Source organism: Rahnella inusitata (genome assembly GCF_965118895.1).
Classification (GTDB): Bacteria; Pseudomonadota; Gammaproteobacteria; order Enterobacterales; family Enterobacteriaceae; genus Rahnella; species Rahnella inusitata_A.
This window is the reverse complement of the sequence record NZ_CBCPJJ010000002.1, coordinates 113428-131844: the sequence shown is the minus strand read 5'-3', so window position 1 is coordinate 131844 and position 18417 is coordinate 113428. Positions and strand designations below refer to the sequence as shown.

Annotated in this window: 17 protein-coding genes; 4 read left to right on the top strand and 13 right to left on the bottom strand. The window is 53.4% G+C overall.

Annotated elements, in window-relative coordinates; genetic code table 11:
* Positions 1-29: 29 nt before the first annotated feature.
* The 5 genes from thiL to nrdR all read right to left on the bottom strand — a co-directional run bounded on the left by thiL (position 30) and on the right by nrdR (position 3801).
* Positions 30-1001: a thiamine-phosphate kinase gene (thiL, locus tag ACMHLI_RS02155; protein ID WP_413528060.1), complete on the bottom strand. Its 972-nt coding sequence runs from the start codon at positions 999-1001 to the stop codon at positions 30-32.
* 164 nt (positions 1002-1165) lie between these two features.
* Positions 1166-1579, bottom strand: a complete 414-nt coding sequence (gene nusB / locus ACMHLI_RS02150; protein ID WP_101075473.1) for a transcription antitermination factor NusB — start codon at positions 1577-1579, stop codon at positions 1166-1168.
* A gap of 20 nt (positions 1580-1599) precedes the next feature.
* On the bottom strand, positions 1600-2070 hold the full coding sequence (gene ribE, locus ACMHLI_RS02145) for a 6,7-dimethyl-8-ribityllumazine synthase (protein ID WP_056771010.1): 471 nt from the start codon (positions 2068-2070) through the stop codon (positions 1600-1602).
* A 150-nt stretch (positions 2071-2220) separates the two neighbouring features.
* The gene (gene ribD / locus ACMHLI_RS02140; protein WP_413528059.1) at positions 2221-3342 is read right to left on the bottom strand and encodes a bifunctional diaminohydroxyphosphoribosylaminopyrimidine deaminase/5-amino-6-(5-phosphoribosylamino)uracil reductase RibD; all 1122 of its coding nucleotides are present in this window, start codon (positions 3340-3342) and stop codon (positions 2221-2223) included.
* A 9-nt stretch (positions 3343-3351) separates the two neighbouring features.
* Positions 3352-3801: a transcriptional regulator NrdR gene (gene nrdR, locus ACMHLI_RS02135; RefSeq protein WP_112164291.1), complete on the bottom strand. Its 450-nt coding sequence runs from the start codon at positions 3799-3801 to the stop codon at positions 3352-3354.
* 159 nt (positions 3802-3960) lie between these two features.
* On the opposite strand from nrdR, the gene ACMHLI_RS02130 reads away from it, so the two are divergent.
* On the top strand, positions 3961-4521 hold the full coding sequence (locus ACMHLI_RS02130) for a DUF3251 domain-containing protein (protein ID WP_413528058.1): 561 nt from the start codon (positions 3961-3963) through the stop codon (positions 4519-4521).
* 66 nt (positions 4522-4587) lie between these two features.
* Here ACMHLI_RS02130 and secF read toward each other — a convergent pair whose 3' ends face one another.
* The 5 genes from secF to queA all read right to left on the bottom strand — a co-directional run bounded on the left by secF (position 4588) and on the right by queA (position 10251).
* Complete coding sequence (gene secF / locus ACMHLI_RS02125; RefSeq protein ID WP_413528289.1) at positions 4588-5499, bottom strand: protein translocase subunit SecF; 912 nt, start codon at positions 5497-5499, stop codon at positions 4588-4590.
* Between the two features lie 70 nt (positions 5500-5569).
* Complete coding sequence (secD, locus tag ACMHLI_RS02120; RefSeq protein WP_413528057.1) at positions 5570-7417, bottom strand: protein translocase subunit SecD; 1848 nt, start codon at positions 7415-7417, stop codon at positions 5570-5572.
* A gap of 27 nt (positions 7418-7444) precedes the next feature.
* On the bottom strand, positions 7445-7777 hold the full coding sequence (gene yajC, locus ACMHLI_RS02115) for a preprotein translocase subunit YajC (RefSeq protein ID WP_056770992.1): 333 nt from the start codon (positions 7775-7777) through the stop codon (positions 7445-7447).
* Positions 7778-7942: 165 nt separating this feature from the next.
* Entirely contained in the window at positions 7943-9067 is a 1125-nt protein-coding gene (tgt, locus tag ACMHLI_RS02110; RefSeq protein WP_112164287.1) for a tRNA guanosine(34) transglycosylase Tgt, read from the bottom strand.
* A gap of 113 nt (positions 9068-9180) precedes the next feature.
* On the bottom strand, positions 9181-10251 hold the full coding sequence (gene queA / locus ACMHLI_RS02105; protein ID WP_413528056.1) for a tRNA preQ1(34) S-adenosylmethionine ribosyltransferase-isomerase QueA: 1071 nt from the start codon (positions 10249-10251) through the stop codon (positions 9181-9183).
* Positions 10252-10386: 135 nt separating this feature from the next.
* Here queA and ACMHLI_RS02100 point away from each other — a divergent pair, with 135 nt between their 5' ends.
* The 3 genes from ACMHLI_RS02100 (at position 10387) to ggt (ending at position 13833) form a co-directional block, all read left to right on the top strand.
* Entirely contained in the window at positions 10387-10968 is a 582-nt protein-coding gene (locus ACMHLI_RS02100) for an ACP phosphodiesterase (protein WP_413528055.1), read from the top strand.
* 219 nt (positions 10969-11187) lie between these two features.
* Positions 11188-11790, top strand: coding sequence for a peroxiredoxin C (locus ACMHLI_RS02095; RefSeq protein WP_013576674.1), 603 nt, complete (start codon positions 11188-11190; stop codon positions 11788-11790).
* Between the two features lie 279 nt (positions 11791-12069).
* On the top strand, positions 12070-13833 hold the full coding sequence (gene ggt / locus ACMHLI_RS02090) for a gamma-glutamyltransferase (protein ID WP_413528054.1): 1764 nt from the start codon (positions 12070-12072) through the stop codon (positions 13831-13833).
* 86 nt (positions 13834-13919) lie between these two features.
* On the opposite strand, the gene proY is transcribed toward ggt, so the two are convergent.
* From proY to ACMHLI_RS02075, 3 genes are all read right to left on the bottom strand, one after another.
* Entirely contained in the window at positions 13920-15338 is a 1419-nt protein-coding gene (gene proY, locus ACMHLI_RS02085; RefSeq protein ID WP_112164282.1) for a proline-specific permease ProY, read from the bottom strand.
* Between the two features lie 147 nt (positions 15339-15485).
* The gene (brnQ, locus tag ACMHLI_RS02080; RefSeq protein ID WP_413528053.1) at positions 15486-16805 is read right to left on the bottom strand and encodes a branched-chain amino acid transport system II carrier protein; all 1320 of its coding nucleotides are present in this window, start codon (positions 16803-16805) and stop codon (positions 15486-15488) included.
* 443 nt (positions 16806-17248) lie between these two features.
* Positions 17249-18352: a cobalamin-independent methionine synthase II family protein gene (locus ACMHLI_RS02075; protein WP_413528052.1), complete on the bottom strand. Its 1104-nt coding sequence runs from the start codon at positions 18350-18352 to the stop codon at positions 17249-17251.
* Positions 18353-18417 lie beyond the last annotated feature (65 nt).

Here is an 18417-nt window from a genome sequence, read left to right as displayed (position 1 = left end):
AGCTTGAAGCAAACCGTCGAAACAGCCTGTCAGGCAAAGTGATCAAACCCCTGCCATTCCAGCTCTACCTGTTTGCCGCCGCGTAAGAACTTGATGCCTTCCGATAGCGGCGCGATCTGACCGACACAGGTAAAATCCACCCCCAGATGGCTCAGCGCAGCATCTACCGCTCCCCGGTTGATTTCCGGTACGGTAAAGCAAAGTTCGTAGTCTTCACCGCCGGTCAGCGCCCATTTCAGCGCCTGCTCCGGTTCGACAAGACTCTTCATCGCGTCAGAGAACGGGATAGCGTCGAGATCCAAACGCGCGCCGCAGTCGCTGGCTTTCAGAATGTGTTTAAGATCAGAGATCAGTCCGTCAGACAGATCGATGGCCGACGTGGCTAAATCACGCAGCGCCTGCCCCTGCAAAACGCGCGGCGATGGCCGCAGATGACGTTTAAGCAAGAACTCGCGCGTTTGATCATCACCGATATTCAGCTGTTCCAACAGAACCGCCAGACCCGCCGCGCTGTCACCCAGCGTGCCGGTCACAAATATCCAGTCGCCGACACCCGCACCGGAGCGCGTCAACGCACGCCCAACGGGAACCAGCCCCTGAATGGTCAGCGTCATGCTCAGCGGACCGCGCGTCGTATCGCCGCCGATCAGTTGCATGCCGTAATAATTGAGTTGTTCGAACAGGCTGTCGCTGAACGCTTCTAACCAGTCGGCTTTCACCTCAGGCAGCGTCAGTGCGAGAGAAACCCAGGCAGGATCCGCGCCCATTGCGGCCAGATCACTGAGGTTCACTGCCAGCGCTTTGTAACCCAAATCGGCCGGAGAAATGGTTTTAAGGAAATGAATGCCTTCGACCAGCGTATCAGTACTGACTGCCAGTAGCTGCTTTTCGCCAACCGTCAGTAAGGCACAATCATCACCAATGCCTAACTGAACATCCTGCCGGGCAGTTCTGAACCGGTTAAAGTAGCGATTGATAACGTCAAATTCGCCGGATGCCATAGTACAATTCCAAATCGTTAGAATGACTTAAGGCCGGAAAACCGGCCTTAAGAGGGGTGTCACACAGAGGATAAGCGAGGTGACATCACCAGACTATCAACAGAGCGCGCATTCGGCTGAAAATGAGTGTGATCATTTATCAGAAACGCTGACCCTGGCTGACATTATTTCTTGCGAATATGCGGGCCCGCTTTGTCCAGCACACCGTTGACAAACTTGTGGCTGTCTTCAGCGCCGAAGGTTTTCGCCAGTTCGATCGCTTCATTGATGGCCACTTTGTAAGGGACATCCTGGCGCTTGCTCAGCTCAAACAGAGCCAGACGCAAGATCGCTCTTTCCACCTGGCCTAATTCATCCAGCTGACGTGACAGGTATGGCGCCATCAATGCATCGAGTTTCTCTGCACTGTTTGCTACACCCGACAACAGTTCGCGGAAATAGGCAATGTCTACGTCTTTGACATCCTGCTCGGTCAGGAATTCTAATTCAACATCGGCGATGTCATTTTTCGACAACTGCCAGGAGTAAAGCGCCTGTACGGCACATTCACGGGCGCGGCGACGAGCAGCAGGTTTCACGGATTTCCCCTTAACTAGATTCAGGCCTTAATAGCCTTGATAACATTAATCATTTCAAGCGCGGTCAGTGCAGCTTCTGCACCTTTGTTACCGGCTTTTGTCCCTGCGCGTTCGATGGCTTGTTCAATGCTTTCTGTTGTCAGCACACCAAAGGCAACCGGGATTTCGCTGTTCATTGCGACGCTGGACAAGCCAGAGCTGCATTCGCCCGCGACGAATTCAAAGTGGGCTGTGCCCCCGCGGATGACGGTACCGAGAGCAACCACGGCGTCGTACTTACCGCTTTCAGCCAGAGCACGGGTTGCCAGAGGCAATTCGTATGCGCCCGGGACCCAGACTACGGTGATGTTGTCATCGCTGACCTGACCAATACGTTTCAACGCATCAATAGCACCGGAAAGCAGGCTGTCGTTGATGAAATTGTTAAAACGAGCAATCGCGATCGCTACGCGCGCGTTAGGCGTGGCTACAACACCTTCAATAACGTTCATAGTTTTCCTTAAAGTGGGTTCAGGAGTTTCTCAACCCCAGCCGCAGGGGGGCGGATTCTATCATAAAATTACCCTGTCTGGACATGTGCTTTTAAACCCATGCGGACAAGGAGGCGTAAAATTCTCAGTACGATGTTTTCAGCACGCAATTCAGTACTGCGGTTTCATGCGCAGGCGCAGATCCGGCCCAATCTGCCGGACATCGCTGAAGGCGAATTCCGGCGCATCGCTCAGATGCTGCAATCCAGGCAGTTCACACAGCGCCCGGCCATTATCACCCAATAACTTAGGTGCCATATAAACGATTAATTCATCAACCAGACCGGCTTGTAATAAGGCGCCGGCGAGTTGTGCGCCTGCTTCGACCCAGATAGAGTTTATCTGGCGTTTCGCCAGCTGCATCATCAGCAGAACCAGATCGATTCGATTGTCGCGGCCTGGAACGCACCATTGCTCTACGGATTCAGGCCAGATTTGATTGTCCTTCTCCAGACGCGCCAGCAGCACATCGCCGGGAAGTTTCATCAACTGATGCTCAGGCGTGACACGGTTCTGGCTGTCGAGAATGATCCGCAGGGGCTGGCGCAGATTTTCTTCGGGATAAATCGCCTGCACGTCGCTGCCCAGTTCACTCCAGCGCACGTTCAGTGATGGATTGTCGGCCAGCACGGTAGCACTGGTACTCAGAATGGCTGAGCTTTCTGCGCGAAAACGCTGAACGTCAGCGCGCGCTGCAGCAGAAGTGATCCACTGACTTTCGCCCGAGGCCATAGCCGTTCTGCCATCTAATGAAGCGCCCATTTTCAGCTGCACGTATGGGAAACCGGTACGCATCCGCTTGAGGAAACCGAGATTGACGGCTTCCGCCTGCGAATGCATAAGACCATGGCTGACATCCACGCCGTTTTGTTTGAGGCGATATAGACCGCGCCCGGCAACTTCAGGGTTCGGATCCTGCATCGCCGCGACCACACGGGTGACACCTGCCGCCAGCAGCGCATCGGCACAAGGCGGCGTGCGCCCGTGATGGCTGCAAGGCTCGAGTGTCACATACGCCGTTGCACCCTTGGCTTTCTCACCGGCCATGCGTAAAGCATGGACTTCGGCATGAGGTTCACCGGCACGCACATGATAGCCTTCACCGATGATTTCGCCATCGAGCACAATGACACAACCGACGTTCGGGTTAGGCGTGGTAGTGAAACGTCCGCGGCGCGCCAGCTCGAAAGCCCGCGCCATAAAACGTTCGTCAGAAGCTATTTCGGACAGCATTCACGTTCCTTAATCCTGAAGACGGGCAATCTCTTCACCAAACTCACGAATATCTTCAAAGCTGCGATACACGGATGCGAAGCGGATGTAGGCCACTTTATCCAGCCCTTTCAGCGCATCCATCACCAGACCGCCAATCATTTTGGCCGGAATTTCACGTTCGCCTGTAGCGCGCAACTGGGATTTAATGTGGCTGATGGCAGTTTCAACGTCATCTGAACTGACCGGCCGCTTTTCCAGCGCTTTCAGAAACCCGCTGCGTAATTTGTCTTCGTTAAAGGGTTCGCGGACCTCATTGCTTTTTATGACGCGCGGCATCACCAGTTCAGCCACTTCAAACGTGGTGAAACGTTCATGGCACACCAGGCACTGACGGCGACGGCGAACCTGCGATCCATCGCCCACCAGGCGGGAATCAATGACTTTAGTATCAACAGCGGCACAAAATGGGCAATGCATAGCACTTCCTGATCGCGAACTCAATTGGACATCAGTTTAACCCGAAGTGTGCCGACAACAAAGGCTGTCGCTACTTTCATAGACATCGGGTTAAACTTACGCATCTCTATTAGTGCCCGGACGGATGTTGCATCGGGCAGAAGAAAGGAAATCTCTGATATGACGAAACACCCTCGCCTTTGGCTGGCCTGCGCCGCATTGCTTAGCCTGACCGGCTGCGCGAAGCAAAATCCACAATTACCGGAACTGAAAACCGAAGTGGGCCAGCTGAATCAGAAACTGCAACGGCTGACCGACTTGGCTGTCGCGCTGGAACAGCAAACCACGCTTAACCGTCAGTCCACCAACGGCGTGTATTTGCTACCTGCGGCGAAGAGTCCGGCGCTGCTAAAAAGCGATCTGGGCGAACTGACCGTCACGTTGCTGCGCGTGGCACCTGACGCCAGCGGATTACAGGCCGTGCTGGAAGTGAAGAATAATGCCGGCCAGCCGCTGCCAGCGTTTACCGCGTCAATCAGCTGGGGTCAGCTGGATCCGGTAACCGGTAAACCACTGACAGTGGATATGCAAACCCAGAACATTACCGTCGAACCGGATCTGTTACCGGGGCCGGTGAAAACTGTTGAAGTGAGGTTTAGCCAGGTTACGATGGATACGCTGGGCTTCGTTCATCTGCATAATATTGTGGCCACGCCTCAACCCGCGCAGATTCAGCCGTAACCCCCTGAATTTCAGACAAAAAAAACCCCGCAGCGCGGGGTTTTTCATCACTGAACGACCAGCCGATTAAGGCAGAATCGAAGGCTGATCTGCACCTTCTTTTTCCACTTTTTGCTGCAACATGTGTTCACGCTTCATGCCCAGTTTCAGAGCCAGCGCAGACGCCACGTAGATAGACGAAACAGTACCAATCGACACACCAATCAACATGGTCAGTGAGAAGCCTTCGAGCAACGCACCACCGAAGATATAGAGCATCAGTACCACCATCAGCGTGGTCGCCGAGGTCATAATGGTACGGCTTAACGTCTGGGTCAGGGACACGTTCATGATTTCGTAAGAGTTACCGCGACGGATTTTGCGGAAGTTCTCACGAATACGGTCCGATACCACGATGGAGTCATTCAGCGAGTAGCCGATAACCGACATCAGGGACGCGATGATGGTCAGGTCAATTTCGATCCTGAACAGTGACAATACGCCCATGGTGATGATGACGTCATGCGCCAGTGCGATAACCGCACCCAACGCCAGTCGCCATTCAAAACGGAAACCGACGTAAATCAGGATTGAAATGAGCGCCATCAACAGCGCCATGCCGCCAGCCTGGGCTAAATCATTCCCCACGCTCGGCCCGACAAATTCGACACGTTTTACGGTGGCGTCTTTATCGATATCCGCATTCACCAGGCTGAGGACTTTATTCCCCAGTTCCTGACCGGCATTACCTGACACCGGCGGCAGGCGAACCATCACATCACGGCTACTGCCGAAATTCTGGACAACCGGATCCTTGAACCCGGCTTTTTCCAGATCGGCGCGCATGTCGTCGAGGTTAGCAGGCTGGCTGAGGCTGATTTCAATGACGGTACCGCCAGTGAAGTCCAGACCCCAGTTGAACCCGCGAACACCCATAATCGCGACGGACGCGATGAACAACAGGCCTGAAATACAGAACGCCACGTTGTCCCAGCGCATAAAGTCGATGACTTTACGGCCATAGTTGAGTTGCTCAACGGTATATTCTTTCTGTGCCACAACGCTCTCCTCAGATAGACAGCTTTTTAATGCGTTTGCCGCCGTAAACCAGGTTCACGATTGCACGGGTTCCCACGATCGACGTAAACATCGACGTTGCCACACCGATTGCGGTGGTGATAGCAAAGCCTTTGATCGAACCGGTACCCACTGCATAAAGAATAATTGCCGTGATCAGGGTAGTAATGTTGGCATCGACGATACTGGAGAACGCGCCTTTATAGCCTTCATGGATAGCCTGCTGAACGGAACGTCCGTTCTTCAGCTCTTCCTTGATACGTTCGTTTATCAGTACGTTGGCGTCAACGGCCACCGCCAGTGTCAGCACGATACCGGCAATACCCGGCATGGTCAGCGTAGCACCCGGCAGCAACGACATGATCCCGACAATCAGAATCAGGTTAGCCACCAGCGCCGTGGTCGCGATGATGCCGAATTTACGGTACCAAACTACCATGAACAGAATGGAAGCCACGAGGCCCCACAGGCACGCTTCCAGACCCTGAGTGATGTTTTGCATCCCTAAGGTCGGGCCGATGGTACGTTCTTCAACGATCTGAATTGGCGCGATCAACGCACCGGCACGCAGCAGCAGAGACAGCTGACGGGCTTCGTTCGGATCGTTAACGCCGGTAATACGGAAGCTGTTGCCCAGACGTGACTGAATGGTCGCCACGTTGATGACTTCTTCCTGTTTCGCCAGAATTGAACGGCCGTTGGCATCTTTCTTACCGCTGTCTTTGTATTCCACGAACAGGGTCGCCATCGGCTTGCCGATGTTATCCTTAGTGAAGTTAGACATGGCGTTACCGCCAGCGCTGTCGAGAGAGATGTTTACCTGCGGCTGGTTATACTCATCCATGCTGGAGGTGGAGTCAGTGATATGGTCACCGGTCAGAATCACGCGTTTGTACAAGACAACCGGGCGACCTTCACGGGTATTTTTCACTTCGCTGTCACCCGGCACACGGCCAGAGGTTGCAGCAGTGGCATCCACATTGGTGTTTACCAGACGGAATTCCAGCGTCGCGGTCGCGCCCAGAATTTCTTTCGCGCGTGCAGTGTCCTGAATACCCGGCAGTTCAACCACGATACGGTCAGCACCCTGACGCTGTACCAGCGGCTCGGCTACACCCAGTTGGTTAACACGGTTACGCAGGATGGTGATGTTTTGCTGAACGGCATACTCGCGAGCTTCACTCATACGAGCATCAGTCATCACCACTTTAACAGCGTTATCGCCGCTGTTGGTGATCACTAAATCGCGATGGCGTGGGCTCAGGTAGCTGACCGCAGAATCACGCGTTGCAGCATCACGGAAACGCACTTCAACGCCATAGTTGTCGAGCTTACGCACCGTGGCATAAGGAATATTCTTGTCGCGCAGGTCGCTGCGCATGTTGTCCATCGTCTGCTCTTGCAGCTTACTCAGCGCGGTATCCATATCCACTTCCATCAGGAAGTGCACACCACCACGTAAGTCGAGGCCCAGCTTCATCGGCTCGGCGCCCAGCATACTCAACCAGCGCGGCGTTGCCGGCGCGAGGTTCAGTGCAATGACAAACTTATCGCCCAGCGCTTCAGTCAGCGCTTCACGTGCACGAAGCTGTACATCCGTGTCTTTGAAACGGGCAAGAATAGCGCCATTCTCCAGAGCAACTGATTTGATCTGGATTTTGCTTTGATCTAATACGTTACGGACTTGGTCCAGCGTTGCTTCACTGGCGTCGGAACCCCGAGCACCAGTGATTTGAACAGCCGGATCCTCACCATAAAGGTTGGGAAGTGCATAAAGCAGCCCGACGATGACCACAACGATCAGCATCAGATACTTCCACGCAGGATAACGGTTTAACACGGCAGTTCCCTTCGGGAAAATCGAAAATTAGATAGACTTCATCGTGCCTTTTGGCAGAACTGCTGCCACGAAGTCACGCTTGATCATCACTTCGTTAGTGTCGTTCAGTGCGATAACAACATAGCCGGTTTCAGCCACTTTTGTTACGCGACCGATCAGGCCACCGGTGGTCATCACTTCGTCACCTTTACCGATGGAGTCCATCAGTTTTTTGTGTTCTTTAGAGCGTTTCTGCTGCGGGCGCAAGATCATGAAATAGAAAATCAGACCAAAAACGACCAGCATAATAACCAGAGAGTAAGGACTTCCCTGTGACGGTGCGCCAGACGCTGCGACAGCATCGGAAATGAAAAGACTCATTTAAATTCCCTCATTGTTGTTGTGAAGCAAAAGAGTTGTTGTAAAAAATACCGTATTTCCAAAATGGAGTCTGGCGATAAACGTCTCGCACAATACCCCATTATGACGGCTCAACAAATGATAAAATCGGCACCGCCAAAAGGTGATGCCGACACGACTAAGAAATCAGAAGTTTAAAGGCGGAACCGGTTTGCCTTTACTCTCGTAGAAGTCTGTCACAAAGAGCTCTAATTTACCCTCTTCGATAGCCTGGCGTAAACCGGCCATCAGACGCTGGTAATAGCGCAAATTATGAATGGTATTCAAACGCGCACCCAGAATTTCGTTGCAACGGTCGAGATGATGCAAGTAGGCGCGGCTATAATTGCGACACGTGTAGCAATCACAGTGTTCATCCAGCGTCGAGGTGTCATCTTTATGCTTGGCATTACGGATTTTCACGATGCCGTCAGTGACGAACAGGTGGCCGTTACGTGCGTTACGCGTTGGCATTACACAGTCAAACATATCGATACCGCGACGCACGCCTTCCACCAAATCTTCCGGTTTGCCGACGCCCATCAGATAACGAGGCTTATCTTGCGGAATTTGCGGGCAAACGTGCTCGAGGATACGGTGCATGTCTTCTTTCGGCTCGCCTACCGCCAAACCGCCCACAGCGTAACCATCAAAGCCAATATCTACCAGCCCTTTTAATGATACATCTCGTAAATCTTCGTAAACGCTTCCCTGGATAATCCCGAACAAAGCATTCTTATTATTCAATTCGTTGTGACGATCGCGGCTGCGTTGTGCCCAGCGTAAAGACATCTCCATCGAACGTTTAGCGTAATCCCAGTCAGCGGGATAGGGGGTACATTCGTCGAAGATCATCACGATGTCAGAGCCGAGATCGTTTTGGATCTCCATGGATTTTTCCGGGCTCAGGAATACCGGATCCCCGTTGATCGGGTTACGGAAATGCACACCCTCTTCTTTGATTTTGCGCATCGCACCCAGGCTGAACACCTGGAAACCGCCGGAATCAGTGAGGATCGGGCCGTGCCAGTTCATGAAATCATGCAAATCGCCATGCAGTTTCATGATTTCCTGACCCGGGCGCAGCCACAGGTGGAAGGTGTTACCGAGCAGGATCTGCGCGCCGGTTTCTTTCACTTCTTCCGGAGTCATGCCTTTAACGGTGCCGTAGGTGCCCACAGGCATAAATGCCGGGGTTTCGACCACGCCACGTTCAAAGACCAGACGCCCGCGACGTGCGCGGCCATCGGTAGTGCTTAATTCGTACTTCACATTGCCTCCAGCATCAGAGAAACAGTCTGATGAGGTTAAGTCCGTGGCATGACGCCCGGAAAAGAAAGCCCGGATGCACCGAGTGCGTCCGGACCGGTAGTTTTAAATCAAACTTACTCGCCCACGACTTCCTGCGGGGCCAGCGGGTTACGGTTGATGAACATCGCATCGCCGTAACTGAAGAAACGGTACTGCTCGGCCACCGCCTGGTGGTAAGCATTCATGGTATTTTTATATCCGGCAAACGCCGACACCAGCATAATCAGCGTCGATTCAGGCAGGTGGAAATTGGTGATAAGGGAATCAATTACCTGATAATGATAGCCCGGATAGATGAAGATCTTCGTATCACCGAAGAAAGGCGCAATCAGCGCATCTTCACTGGCTTTGGCGGCACTTTCCAGCGAACGGACAGATGTGGTGCCCACGGCCACCACTTTGTTACCGCGCGCTTTACACGCCAGCACCGCATCCACCACGTCCTGAGGTACTTCGGCATACTCAGCGTGCATGATGTGGTCTTCGATGGTATCCACGCGCACTGGCTGGAATGTCCCCGCGCCGACGTGCAGCGTGACGAACGCAAATTCCACGCCCTTTTCTTTCAGCGCATCCATCAGCGGCTGATCAAAGTGCAGACCGGCAGTCGGTGCAGCGACAGCACCTAAACGTTCGCTGTAGACCGTCTGATAAAGTTCTCGGTCGGCATCTTCGTCAGGACGGTCAATGTACGGCGGCAGCGGCATATGACCGATTTCGTTGAGCAAGGTAAAGACATCGCGGTCTTCATTAAATTCCAGCTCAAACAGCGTATCGTGACGCGCCACCATCGTCGCTTTAATGTCTTCTTTATCACCGAGCAGCAACTCTGCGCCGGGCTTCGGAGATTTTGAGGCGCGAACGTGCGCCAGAACGCGGTGTGAATCCAACACGCGTTCAACCAGCACTTCAATCTTGCCTCCGCTGACCTTACGGCCAAACACGCGGGCCGGGATCACGCGGGTATTGTTGAAGACCAGCAGATCGCCGGGCAGGATTTTATCGAGAATATCGGTGAACACGCCGTGCGCTAACTCGCCGCTCGGCCCGTCCAGAGACAACAAACGACAGCCGCTGCGCTGGGTCTGCGGATAGCGGGCAATCAGGGATTCCGGGAGTTCAAAAGAAAAATCGGCAACACGCATGGTTTTTCACTTCACTTTAACGACAAAAACAGGCGGCTTAGTCTAGTGGGACGGGGCATCCCCTGCAAGCTTATGCGCGAATAAAGGCATCCCCTGACCTGTCGTAGATCACGTTTCCTGCGTTATACTCCGCCGATGAATTTTTTAGCGCACCTCCATCTGGCCTCGCTGGCCGACAGTTCCCTGCTGGGCAACTTGCTGGCGGACTTCGTTCGCGGCAACCCTGACGGGCAATATTCTGCTGAAATCGTCAGCGGGATCCGTATGCATCGCCGCGTTGACACCCTGACCGACTCCCTGCCCGAAGTGCGGATCGCACGCAGCTATTTCCGAGATGATTTCCGCCGCGTCTCGCCGATCACGCTTGACGTGGTATGGGATCATTTCCTGTCGCGTCACTGGGCGACAATTCATCCACAGCAGCCGCTGGAAGATTTTCTTGCCGTCTGTCAGCAGGAAATTACGCCGCAGTTACCGGATATGCCGGAGCGTTTTCAGAATCTTAATGCGTATTTGTGGCCGGAACGCTGGATGGAACGCTACGCCGCACTGCCCTTTATCGGCGACGTCCTGCGCGGCATGGCCTCCAGACGGCCAAAACTCAGCGCGCTGACCGGATCGTTTCACGATATCGAACTGAACTACGACGCGCTTGAACAGCTATTTTGGCAATTTTATCCGGTCATGATGCAGCAAGCGAGAGACCGTCAAATCTGACAAATCCTCTGCAACCTGTGATTCAGAGCACAAATGGCTGCAATCTGCGAGATTGCTCTTAATGAAGCCTGAGAGCTGGATCAAAAACTGATAGCCCGATGCTATCTGATTGATTGGCGCGATGGGGTTTATTCACTGCGGCCTTGCCCCTATACTGGCAGTCGTTTTGTTCACCCTTTCCACCTACGATGCCCTCATGGGTCTTAAAAGGAGCAATTTATGGTTCTGGTAACTCGCCCAGCCCCTGATTTCACCGCAGCCGCAGTACTCGGTAGCGGCGAAGTAGTTGAAAACTTCAACTTCAAAAAACACACTGCAGGCAAACCAACTGTTATCTTCTTCTGGCCAATGGACTTCACCTTCGTTTGTCCTTCTGAGCTGATCGCTTTCGATCACCGTTACGAAGAATTCCAGAATCGTGGCGTAGAAGTGGTAGGCGTTTCTTTTGACTCCGAGTTCGTTCACAACGCATGGCGTAACACCCCTGTTGAGAAAGGCGGCATCGGCCCTGTCAAATACGCAATGGTTGCTGACATCAAACGCGAAATTCAGAAAGCTTACGGTATCGAACATCCGGACGCTGGCGTTGCACTGCGCGGCTCCTTCCTGATCGACAAAGAAGGCGTTGTACGTCACCAGGTAGTGAACGATCTGCCACTGGGTCGTAACATCGACGAAATGCTGCGTATGGTTGACGCGCTGCAATTCCACGAAGAGCACGGCGAAGTGTGCCCGGCTCAGTGGGAAAAAGGCAAAAAAGGCATGGGCGCATCTCCGGATGGCGTAGCTAAATACCTGTCTGAAAACGCTTCTAACCTGTAATCCTCTTCGGATATCAAGGTCAATAACGGTCAGCCTCGCTGGCCGTTTTTTTTTGCCTGCCATTTGCCCCGATCACAGTTCTCCCCTTCCTTCTGCTCACTCCCGGTCTTTTAGGTCTACGCTGAAAACGTATTCCCTGCTTCAGCAGTGGTGCGCCCTTTTTTAAAGAGTGGCGTGCGCCTTGCATAGAGGTATTGCGTTAAACAACATCGTTAACACCCAAAAAAGCGTTATCACACAAGAGCCTGAAGGTTCTGATTTCAAAAGACAGGAGCTTACATGTTACGGAGTCCATGGAAAAAATCGCTCATCGCGCTGGCTATGTTTACCAGTTTTCCGCTTTTTGCCGCGTCAAACCCGGCCGTTGAAGCGAAAAACGGTATGGTCGTCACCTCGCAACATTTAGCGTCACAGGTCGGCGTCGACATCCTCAAGATCGGCGGCAACGCGATTGATGCCGCGGTCGCGGTCGGTTACGCACAGGCGGTCGTCAACCCATGCTGTGGCAACATCGGCGGCGGTGGCTTCATGACGGTGCATCTGGCGGACGGTAAAGACACTTTTATCAACTTTCGTGAAACCGCACCCGCCGCCGCCAGCGCCAATATGTATCTGGACGCCGACGGTAATGTGAAAAAAGGGGCCAGCCTTTACGGCTATCTGGCCGCAGGCGTTCCGGGTACCGTGCTGGGAATGGATACGGTCCAGAAAGAGTACGGCACGCTCACGCGTCAGCAGGTCATGGCACCGGCGATAAAACTCGCCCGTCAGGGCTTCGTGCTGACCCGCGCGGATACGGATATTCTCGATACTAAAGTCGCCCGCTTCAAAGAAGATCCCGAAGCCGCGCGCATCTTTTTGCGCAAAGACGGCAGCCCGTTGCAGCCCGGCGACAAACTGGTGCAAACCGATTTAGCCAACACGCTCGAGTCGGTTTCCAGACACGGCCCGGACGCGTTCTATAAGGGCAAAATCCCGGCCGCAGTAGAAGCGGCCTCGAAAAAAGGCGGCGGTATTCTGACCGCAGCGGATTTCGCTAACTACAAAGTCACAGAAGACACGCCGATCACCTGTAGCTATCGCGGCTATAAATTTGTCTCAGCGCCACCCCCGAGCTCTGGCGGCGTAACGATGTGCGAAATCCTCAACATTGTTGAAGGCTATGACCTGAAAAGCATGGGCTTCAACTCAGCTGCGTCCATTCACACGCTCACCGAAGCCATGCGTCACGCCTACATGGACCGCAACACTTATCTCGGCGATCCGGCTTTTGTGAAAAATCCGGTCGACCGCCTGATCAGCAAAAGTTATGCCGAAGAGATTCGTAAGAAGATAGAAGCGGATAAAGCGACGCCATCCACGCAGGTTCAGCCGGGCATGGAACCGCATGAGAAGCCGGAAACCACGCATTATTCTATCGTCGATAAAATGGGCAATGCCGTTTCTACGACGTATACCATCAACGGCTTGTTTGGATCCGTGGTGATTGCGCCGGGCACCGGTTTCTTCCTTAACGATGAAATGGATGATTTCACCACCAAAGTCGGCGAGAAAAACCTTTACGGGCTGGTGCAGGGGACGCGTAATGCTATCGCCCCCGGTAAGCGCCCACTATCATCCATGAGCCCGAGTCTGGTGACCAAAGACGGTAAAATCTTCATGGTACTGGGGTCGCCGGGCGGTTCGCGCATCATCACTATCACGCTGCAAACAGCGCTTAACGTGATTGATTACGGCATGCCTCCGCAGGAAGCCGTCAATGCGCCGCGTATTCACCACCAGTGGTTGCCGGATGAAGTTTATTACGAGCAGCGTGGCGTCTCTCAGGACAGCCTGAACATTCTGGCGAAAATGGGCTACAAAATGGTGGAGCAAACACCGTGGGGCGCAGCAGAGCTGATTCTGGTGGGCTTACCGGGCGCAGCAGGCGTCACGCCGATGAACTCCGGCAATGACTCGGCGTTGTCGGGGAAAGTCCGTGAGGGCTTTTTGTATGGCGCGAATGACGTGCGTCGCCCGGCAGGTGCTGCAATAGGGTATTAACCTTCAGCGGTAGAAAATATAAAACCCCCGATGTCGCGAAGATATCGGGGGTTTTCTTTATCCGAAGGTAAGCACTTGCTTACGCGTTACTTGCTGAGTGACAACGCCTGCTTCTTACGGTCGTTACGCAACTTGAACGCATAACCTATCAGCAGCGCCACAACCCAAACCATGCCAACGTAAAGTGACACGCGGGTATCAGGGAAGTAACCGATCAGGCCGATGATAAACACCAGGAAAATGATGCCGAATACTGACGTGTATACACCACCACGCAGTGGGAACTCCAGCTCTTTAACCTGTTGTTTATTCAACTTACGGCGAAAACCTATCTGGGAGAACAGGATCATAATCCACACCCAAACGGTCGCGAAAGTCGCCAGAGATGCAATCACCAGGAATACGCTGGAAGGCATGATGAAGTTGAGGTAAACCGCAATCAGCAGCGCGCCCATCATCACCAGCACCGTGACCCAGGGTGTGCCCAGACGCGATACCTTGCTGAATATTTTCGGTGCCTGCCCCTGCTCTGCCATTCCGTGCAGCATACGGCCCACGCCAAACACATCGCTGTTAATCGCCGACAGTGACGCGGTGATCACCACGAAGTTCAGAATGCCTGCCGCTGCGGTGATCCCCATATGCTGGAACGTCAGCACGAACGGGCTGCCCTGCGTACCTATCTGATTCCATGGGAAAATCGACATAATTACAAACAGTGTGCCCACATAAAACACCAGAATACGCAGCGGCACAGAGTTAATGGCTTTCGGAATGGACTTCTTCGGATCTTCAGCTTCACCGGCTGTAATACCGATGATCTCAATGCCGCCATAGGCAAACATAACCAGCTGTAAAGACAAAATGGTGCCCATAATGCCCTGACTGAAGAAGCCGCCGTGGCTCCACAGATTATGGATGCCCGTCGCCTGCCCGCCGTTACCGATGCCCCAGATAATAATGCCGAAGCCCGCCACAATCATGATGATGATCGTCAGCACTTTGAAGAAGGAGAACCAGAATTCCAGCTCGCCGAAAACCTTCACGCTGACCAGATTGATGGCACCGATAATCAGCACCACGCTCAGCACCCACGTCCACTGCGGCACATCCGGGAACCAGACGCCCATATAAATGCCGAACGCTGTGACATCCGCGATGGCGACGATCAGGATTTCAAAACAATATGTCCAGCCGGTGATGTAACCCGCCATCGGTCCGAGATAATCCTGAGCATAGCGCGAGAAAGAGCCACTCTGAGGATTGTTAACGGACATCTCGCCAAGGGCACGCATGATGATAAAGGCGATAATGCCGCCGACCAGATAGGCCAGCAGCACGCTTGGCCCCGCCAGTTTGATCGCATCCGCCGATCCATAAAACAGCCCGGTTCCGATGGCCGATCCCAGTGCCATAAAGCGAATATGACGCGTTGTCAGACCGCGCTTTAGCTTCGTGCCCGGCGCTTCTGGCTGCGCGGTTGGTTGTTCAGCTGATTGTTGCATTGACCCTAACCCGTTTCTGTATTTTGAAAATCAAACATGCGAATTCTAAAAAACACTGCACCCTGCCAATGAAAAAGCCACGGAAAGGTTTCCGTGGCCTGATTGGCGAAACATTCACTCAACTACGTTCAAACATTCTGCCGATAATTATTGGTGCGCAGTGACGTTGCGCGGACCACTGATTTTGTCATAAATACCGACCAGCACCAGCATTAATACTGAAGGCGGTAACCAGGCAAGACCCTGGGCTGCCAGCGGCAGATTTGCGGTCCAGGCAGGCATGATATCAGCAAAAGCTGAGGTTTTGATGCCATCGACAATACCGAACACCAGGCTGACGAGCATCACCGGCGCCACGATGCGTGTCGTATTATTCCACCAGCGCAGGGTGAAGCTCAACACCACCAGTGCGATACATGGCGGATAAATGGCTGTCAGCACCGGAATGGAAATCTGGATCAGATGGCTGAGGCCAAGGTTAGACACCAGCATGGAGAACAGGCCCAGAATAAACACCAGTGACTTATACGACAGCGGCAGGTACTGAGCAAAGAACTCCGCACAGGCGCAGGTCAGGCCAACCGCCGTCACCATACAGGCGATGAAGATCAGCGCACCGAGGAAGAAGCTGCCGACGCCACCGAAGGTATGCGCCACATACGCATGCAGGATCACCGCACCATTGGTTGCGCCCGGCACCAGTGAAGCGCTGTTTTCGCCGAGTTTGAACAGGCTCAGATAGACCAGCACCAAACCTAAACCGGCGATCAGGCCGGCCAGAATCGTGTAACGGGTCAGCAGTTTGGCATCGGTCACACCGCGAGAACGGGCGGCATTCACGATAACAATACCGAAGACCAGCGCGCCCAGCGTATCCATCGTCAGATAGCCGTTAACGAAACCGCTGGAGAACGGCACGGTCTGGTAAGCATCCACCGCAGGCATGGTCTGCCCGGCAGGCCACAACAGCGCGGCAACACCCAGTGCAGCCAGCGCGACCATTTTCAGCGGTGCGAGGAAATGCCCGACGGTATCGAGCAGGCGGCCCGGATAGAGGGAAATGCCGATCACCAGCGCGAAGTAAATCACGCTATAAATCAGTAAAGGAAGCGGGCCGTCACCGGTCATCGGTGCGATACCCACTTCAAAAGAGACGGTTGCAGTGCGCGGCGTGGCGAACAGCGGGCCTACAGCCAGATAGCAGACGGTCGCCAGCAGAACACCGGCACCACGGCCAATTGGCGTACTCAGGGCGTCAACACCGCCACCGACGCGCGCCAGCGCAATCACTGTCATCACCGGGAGACCTACCGCGGTTATCATAAACCCGGCAGCTGCCCACCAGACTTCAGGACCGGCCTGCAGGCCAACCATCGGCGGGAAAATAATGTTCCCCGCCCCGACGAATAAAGCGAAGGTCATGAAACCCAGCGCCAGAATATCTTTATTTGTTAAACGAGTACTCATGATTGGTGTCGTGTTGCCTGTTCAAATGAATAAAGTGACCGTTGCTGTCGTCTTGCCACCTCGTACAAGGATGAATGGCATAAAACTGCCAGAGAGCACCGTGTGGGGATCGAAGTGAGCTAAAAACGCCTGATGATATGCAGATGATTACGTTGTTATGCAGGGAGTATCGAGCGACAGCGGGCGTTAAGGTAAACGTTTATAGCGTATAAAGGCAAGCCGCGATCCAAAAAGCAGAGTGTTTAACCAGATTAACATCGCAAAGCAGTAATATTCGCTGAATACATCGAAAAACACGCCATATGATATGTATGATTTTTAAACTAATGAAGCACAAGATATGCTCCGGAAGGACGAAAAATGCGTGAAATCACCACTCTCAGGTTATTTCACGCACAGTTTACAACATTTTTACAAGGTCAAACATTAACCACTACCAGGCATTACCAGACGCGGGCAGCAATATCCACCACCAGTTTCAGTTTTTCCCACTGCTGCGCTTCGGTGAGGCTGTTGCCCTCTTCCGTCGAGGCAAAACCGCACTGCGGGCTGAGGCAAATCTGATTGATATCCAAATATTCCGCCGCTTCCGCCAGACGCGCTTCTACGGTTTTGGCCAGCTCCAGCTCGCCGGACTTGGTGGTGATTAACCCCAGAACTGCCTGCTGATGGCCCTTTTTAATAAAGCGCAGAGGCTCGAAGCCGCCGGAACGCTCATTGTCATACTCAAGGAAGAAGGCATCGATATTTACACCGCCAAACAGGATCTCAGCCACCGGCTCGTAGCCACCTTCGGAAATCCAGGTGGAGCGGAAGTTACCGCGACACACGTGCAAACCAATCACCAGATCGTCCGGTTTACCGGCAATCGCTTTGTTCAGCACGTCCGCGTAAGTATGCGCTAACTCTTCTGGAGAATCGCCACGTTCGCGGATTTGCTGCTTCTGATCTTCCGAGCACAGATACGCCCAGACAGTATCGTCAAGTTGCAGATAGCGGCAACCGGCGTCGTAAAATGCTTTAATGGCGTCGCGATAAACCTGTGCCAGATCGTTGAAATAGTCTTTCAGATCCGGATACACCTCTTTGCTGATGGCATTACGGCCACCGCGGAAGTGCATCACGCTCGGGCTTGGGATAGTCATTTTCGGGACTGCGCTGCCGCTGATGCTTTTCAGAAAACGAAAATCGTCCAGCATCGGATGCGCACCAAAGCCGAGTTTACCTGTGACTTTAATGCTGCGTGCTTTGGTCTGTACGCCGTTGAACTGAATCCCCTGTACTGCGTCGTAACCTTCCACCCCGTCAAGCCCTTCGAAGAAATCGAAGTGCCACCATGCACGGCGGAACTCACCGTCAGTGACCACCTGCAAACCGGCTTCGCGCTGTAAATCCACCACGCGGCGGATTTCAGTATCTTCTACGGCACGCAGCTGCGCGGCATCGATCTCGCCAGCCTGAAACAGCTTACGCGCTTCTTTGATAGCCGCCGGGCGCAGGAAACTGCCGACCACATCAGCACGGAACGGAGGGATAATACGTTGCATGAAAAACTCCTTAATGGCATCCCGTCGCAGACGAAATGCAAATGATTTACAAGGTAAATAATTGC

Bases quoted from the DNA above. Each gene is read 5' to 3' on its own strand.
- thiL (WP_413528060.1), bottom strand. From the start codon at position 1,001: ATGGCATCCGGCGAATTTGACGTTATCAATCGCTACTTTAACCGGTTC.
- ribE (WP_056771010.1), bottom strand. From the start codon at position 2,070: ATGAACGTTATTGAAGGTGTTGTAGCCACGCCTAACGCGCGCGTAGCG.
- ribD (WP_413528059.1), bottom strand. From the start codon at position 3,342: ATGCTGTCCGAAATAGCTTCTGACGAACGTTTTATGGCGCGGGCTTTC.
- nrdR (WP_112164291.1), bottom strand. From the start codon at position 3,801: ATGCATTGCCCATTTTGTGCCGCTGTTGATACTAAAGTCATTGATTCC.
- ACMHLI_RS02130 (WP_413528058.1), top strand. From the start codon at position 3,961: ATGACGAAACACCCTCGCCTTTGGCTGGCCTGCGCCGCATTGCTTAGC.
- secF (WP_413528289.1), bottom strand. From the start codon at position 5,499: ATGCGCTGGGACAACGTGGCGTTCTGTATTTCAGGCCTGTTGTTCATC.
- yajC (WP_056770992.1), bottom strand. From the start codon at position 7,777: ATGAGTCTTTTCATTTCCGATGCTGTCGCAGCGTCTGGCGCACCGTCA.
- queA (WP_413528056.1), bottom strand. From the start codon at position 10,251: ATGCGTGTTGCCGATTTTTCTTTTGAACTCCCGGAATCCCTGATTGCC.
- ACMHLI_RS02100 (WP_413528055.1), top strand. From the start codon at position 10,387: ATGAATTTTTTAGCGCACCTCCATCTGGCCTCGCTGGCCGACAGTTCC.
- ACMHLI_RS02095 (WP_013576674.1), top strand. From the start codon at position 11,188: ATGGTTCTGGTAACTCGCCCAGCCCCTGATTTCACCGCAGCCGCAGTA.
- ggt (WP_413528054.1), top strand. From the start codon at position 12,070: ATGTTACGGAGTCCATGGAAAAAATCGCTCATCGCGCTGGCTATGTTT.
- proY (WP_112164282.1), bottom strand. From the start codon at position 15,338: ATGCAACAATCAGCTGAACAACCAACCGCGCAGCCAGAAGCGCCGGGC.
- brnQ (WP_413528053.1), bottom strand. From the start codon at position 16,805: ATGAGTACTCGTTTAACAAATAAAGATATTCTGGCGCTGGGTTTCATG.
- ACMHLI_RS02075 (WP_413528052.1), bottom strand. From the start codon at position 18,352: ATGCAACGTATTATCCCTCCGTTCCGTGCTGATGTGGTCGGCAGTTTC.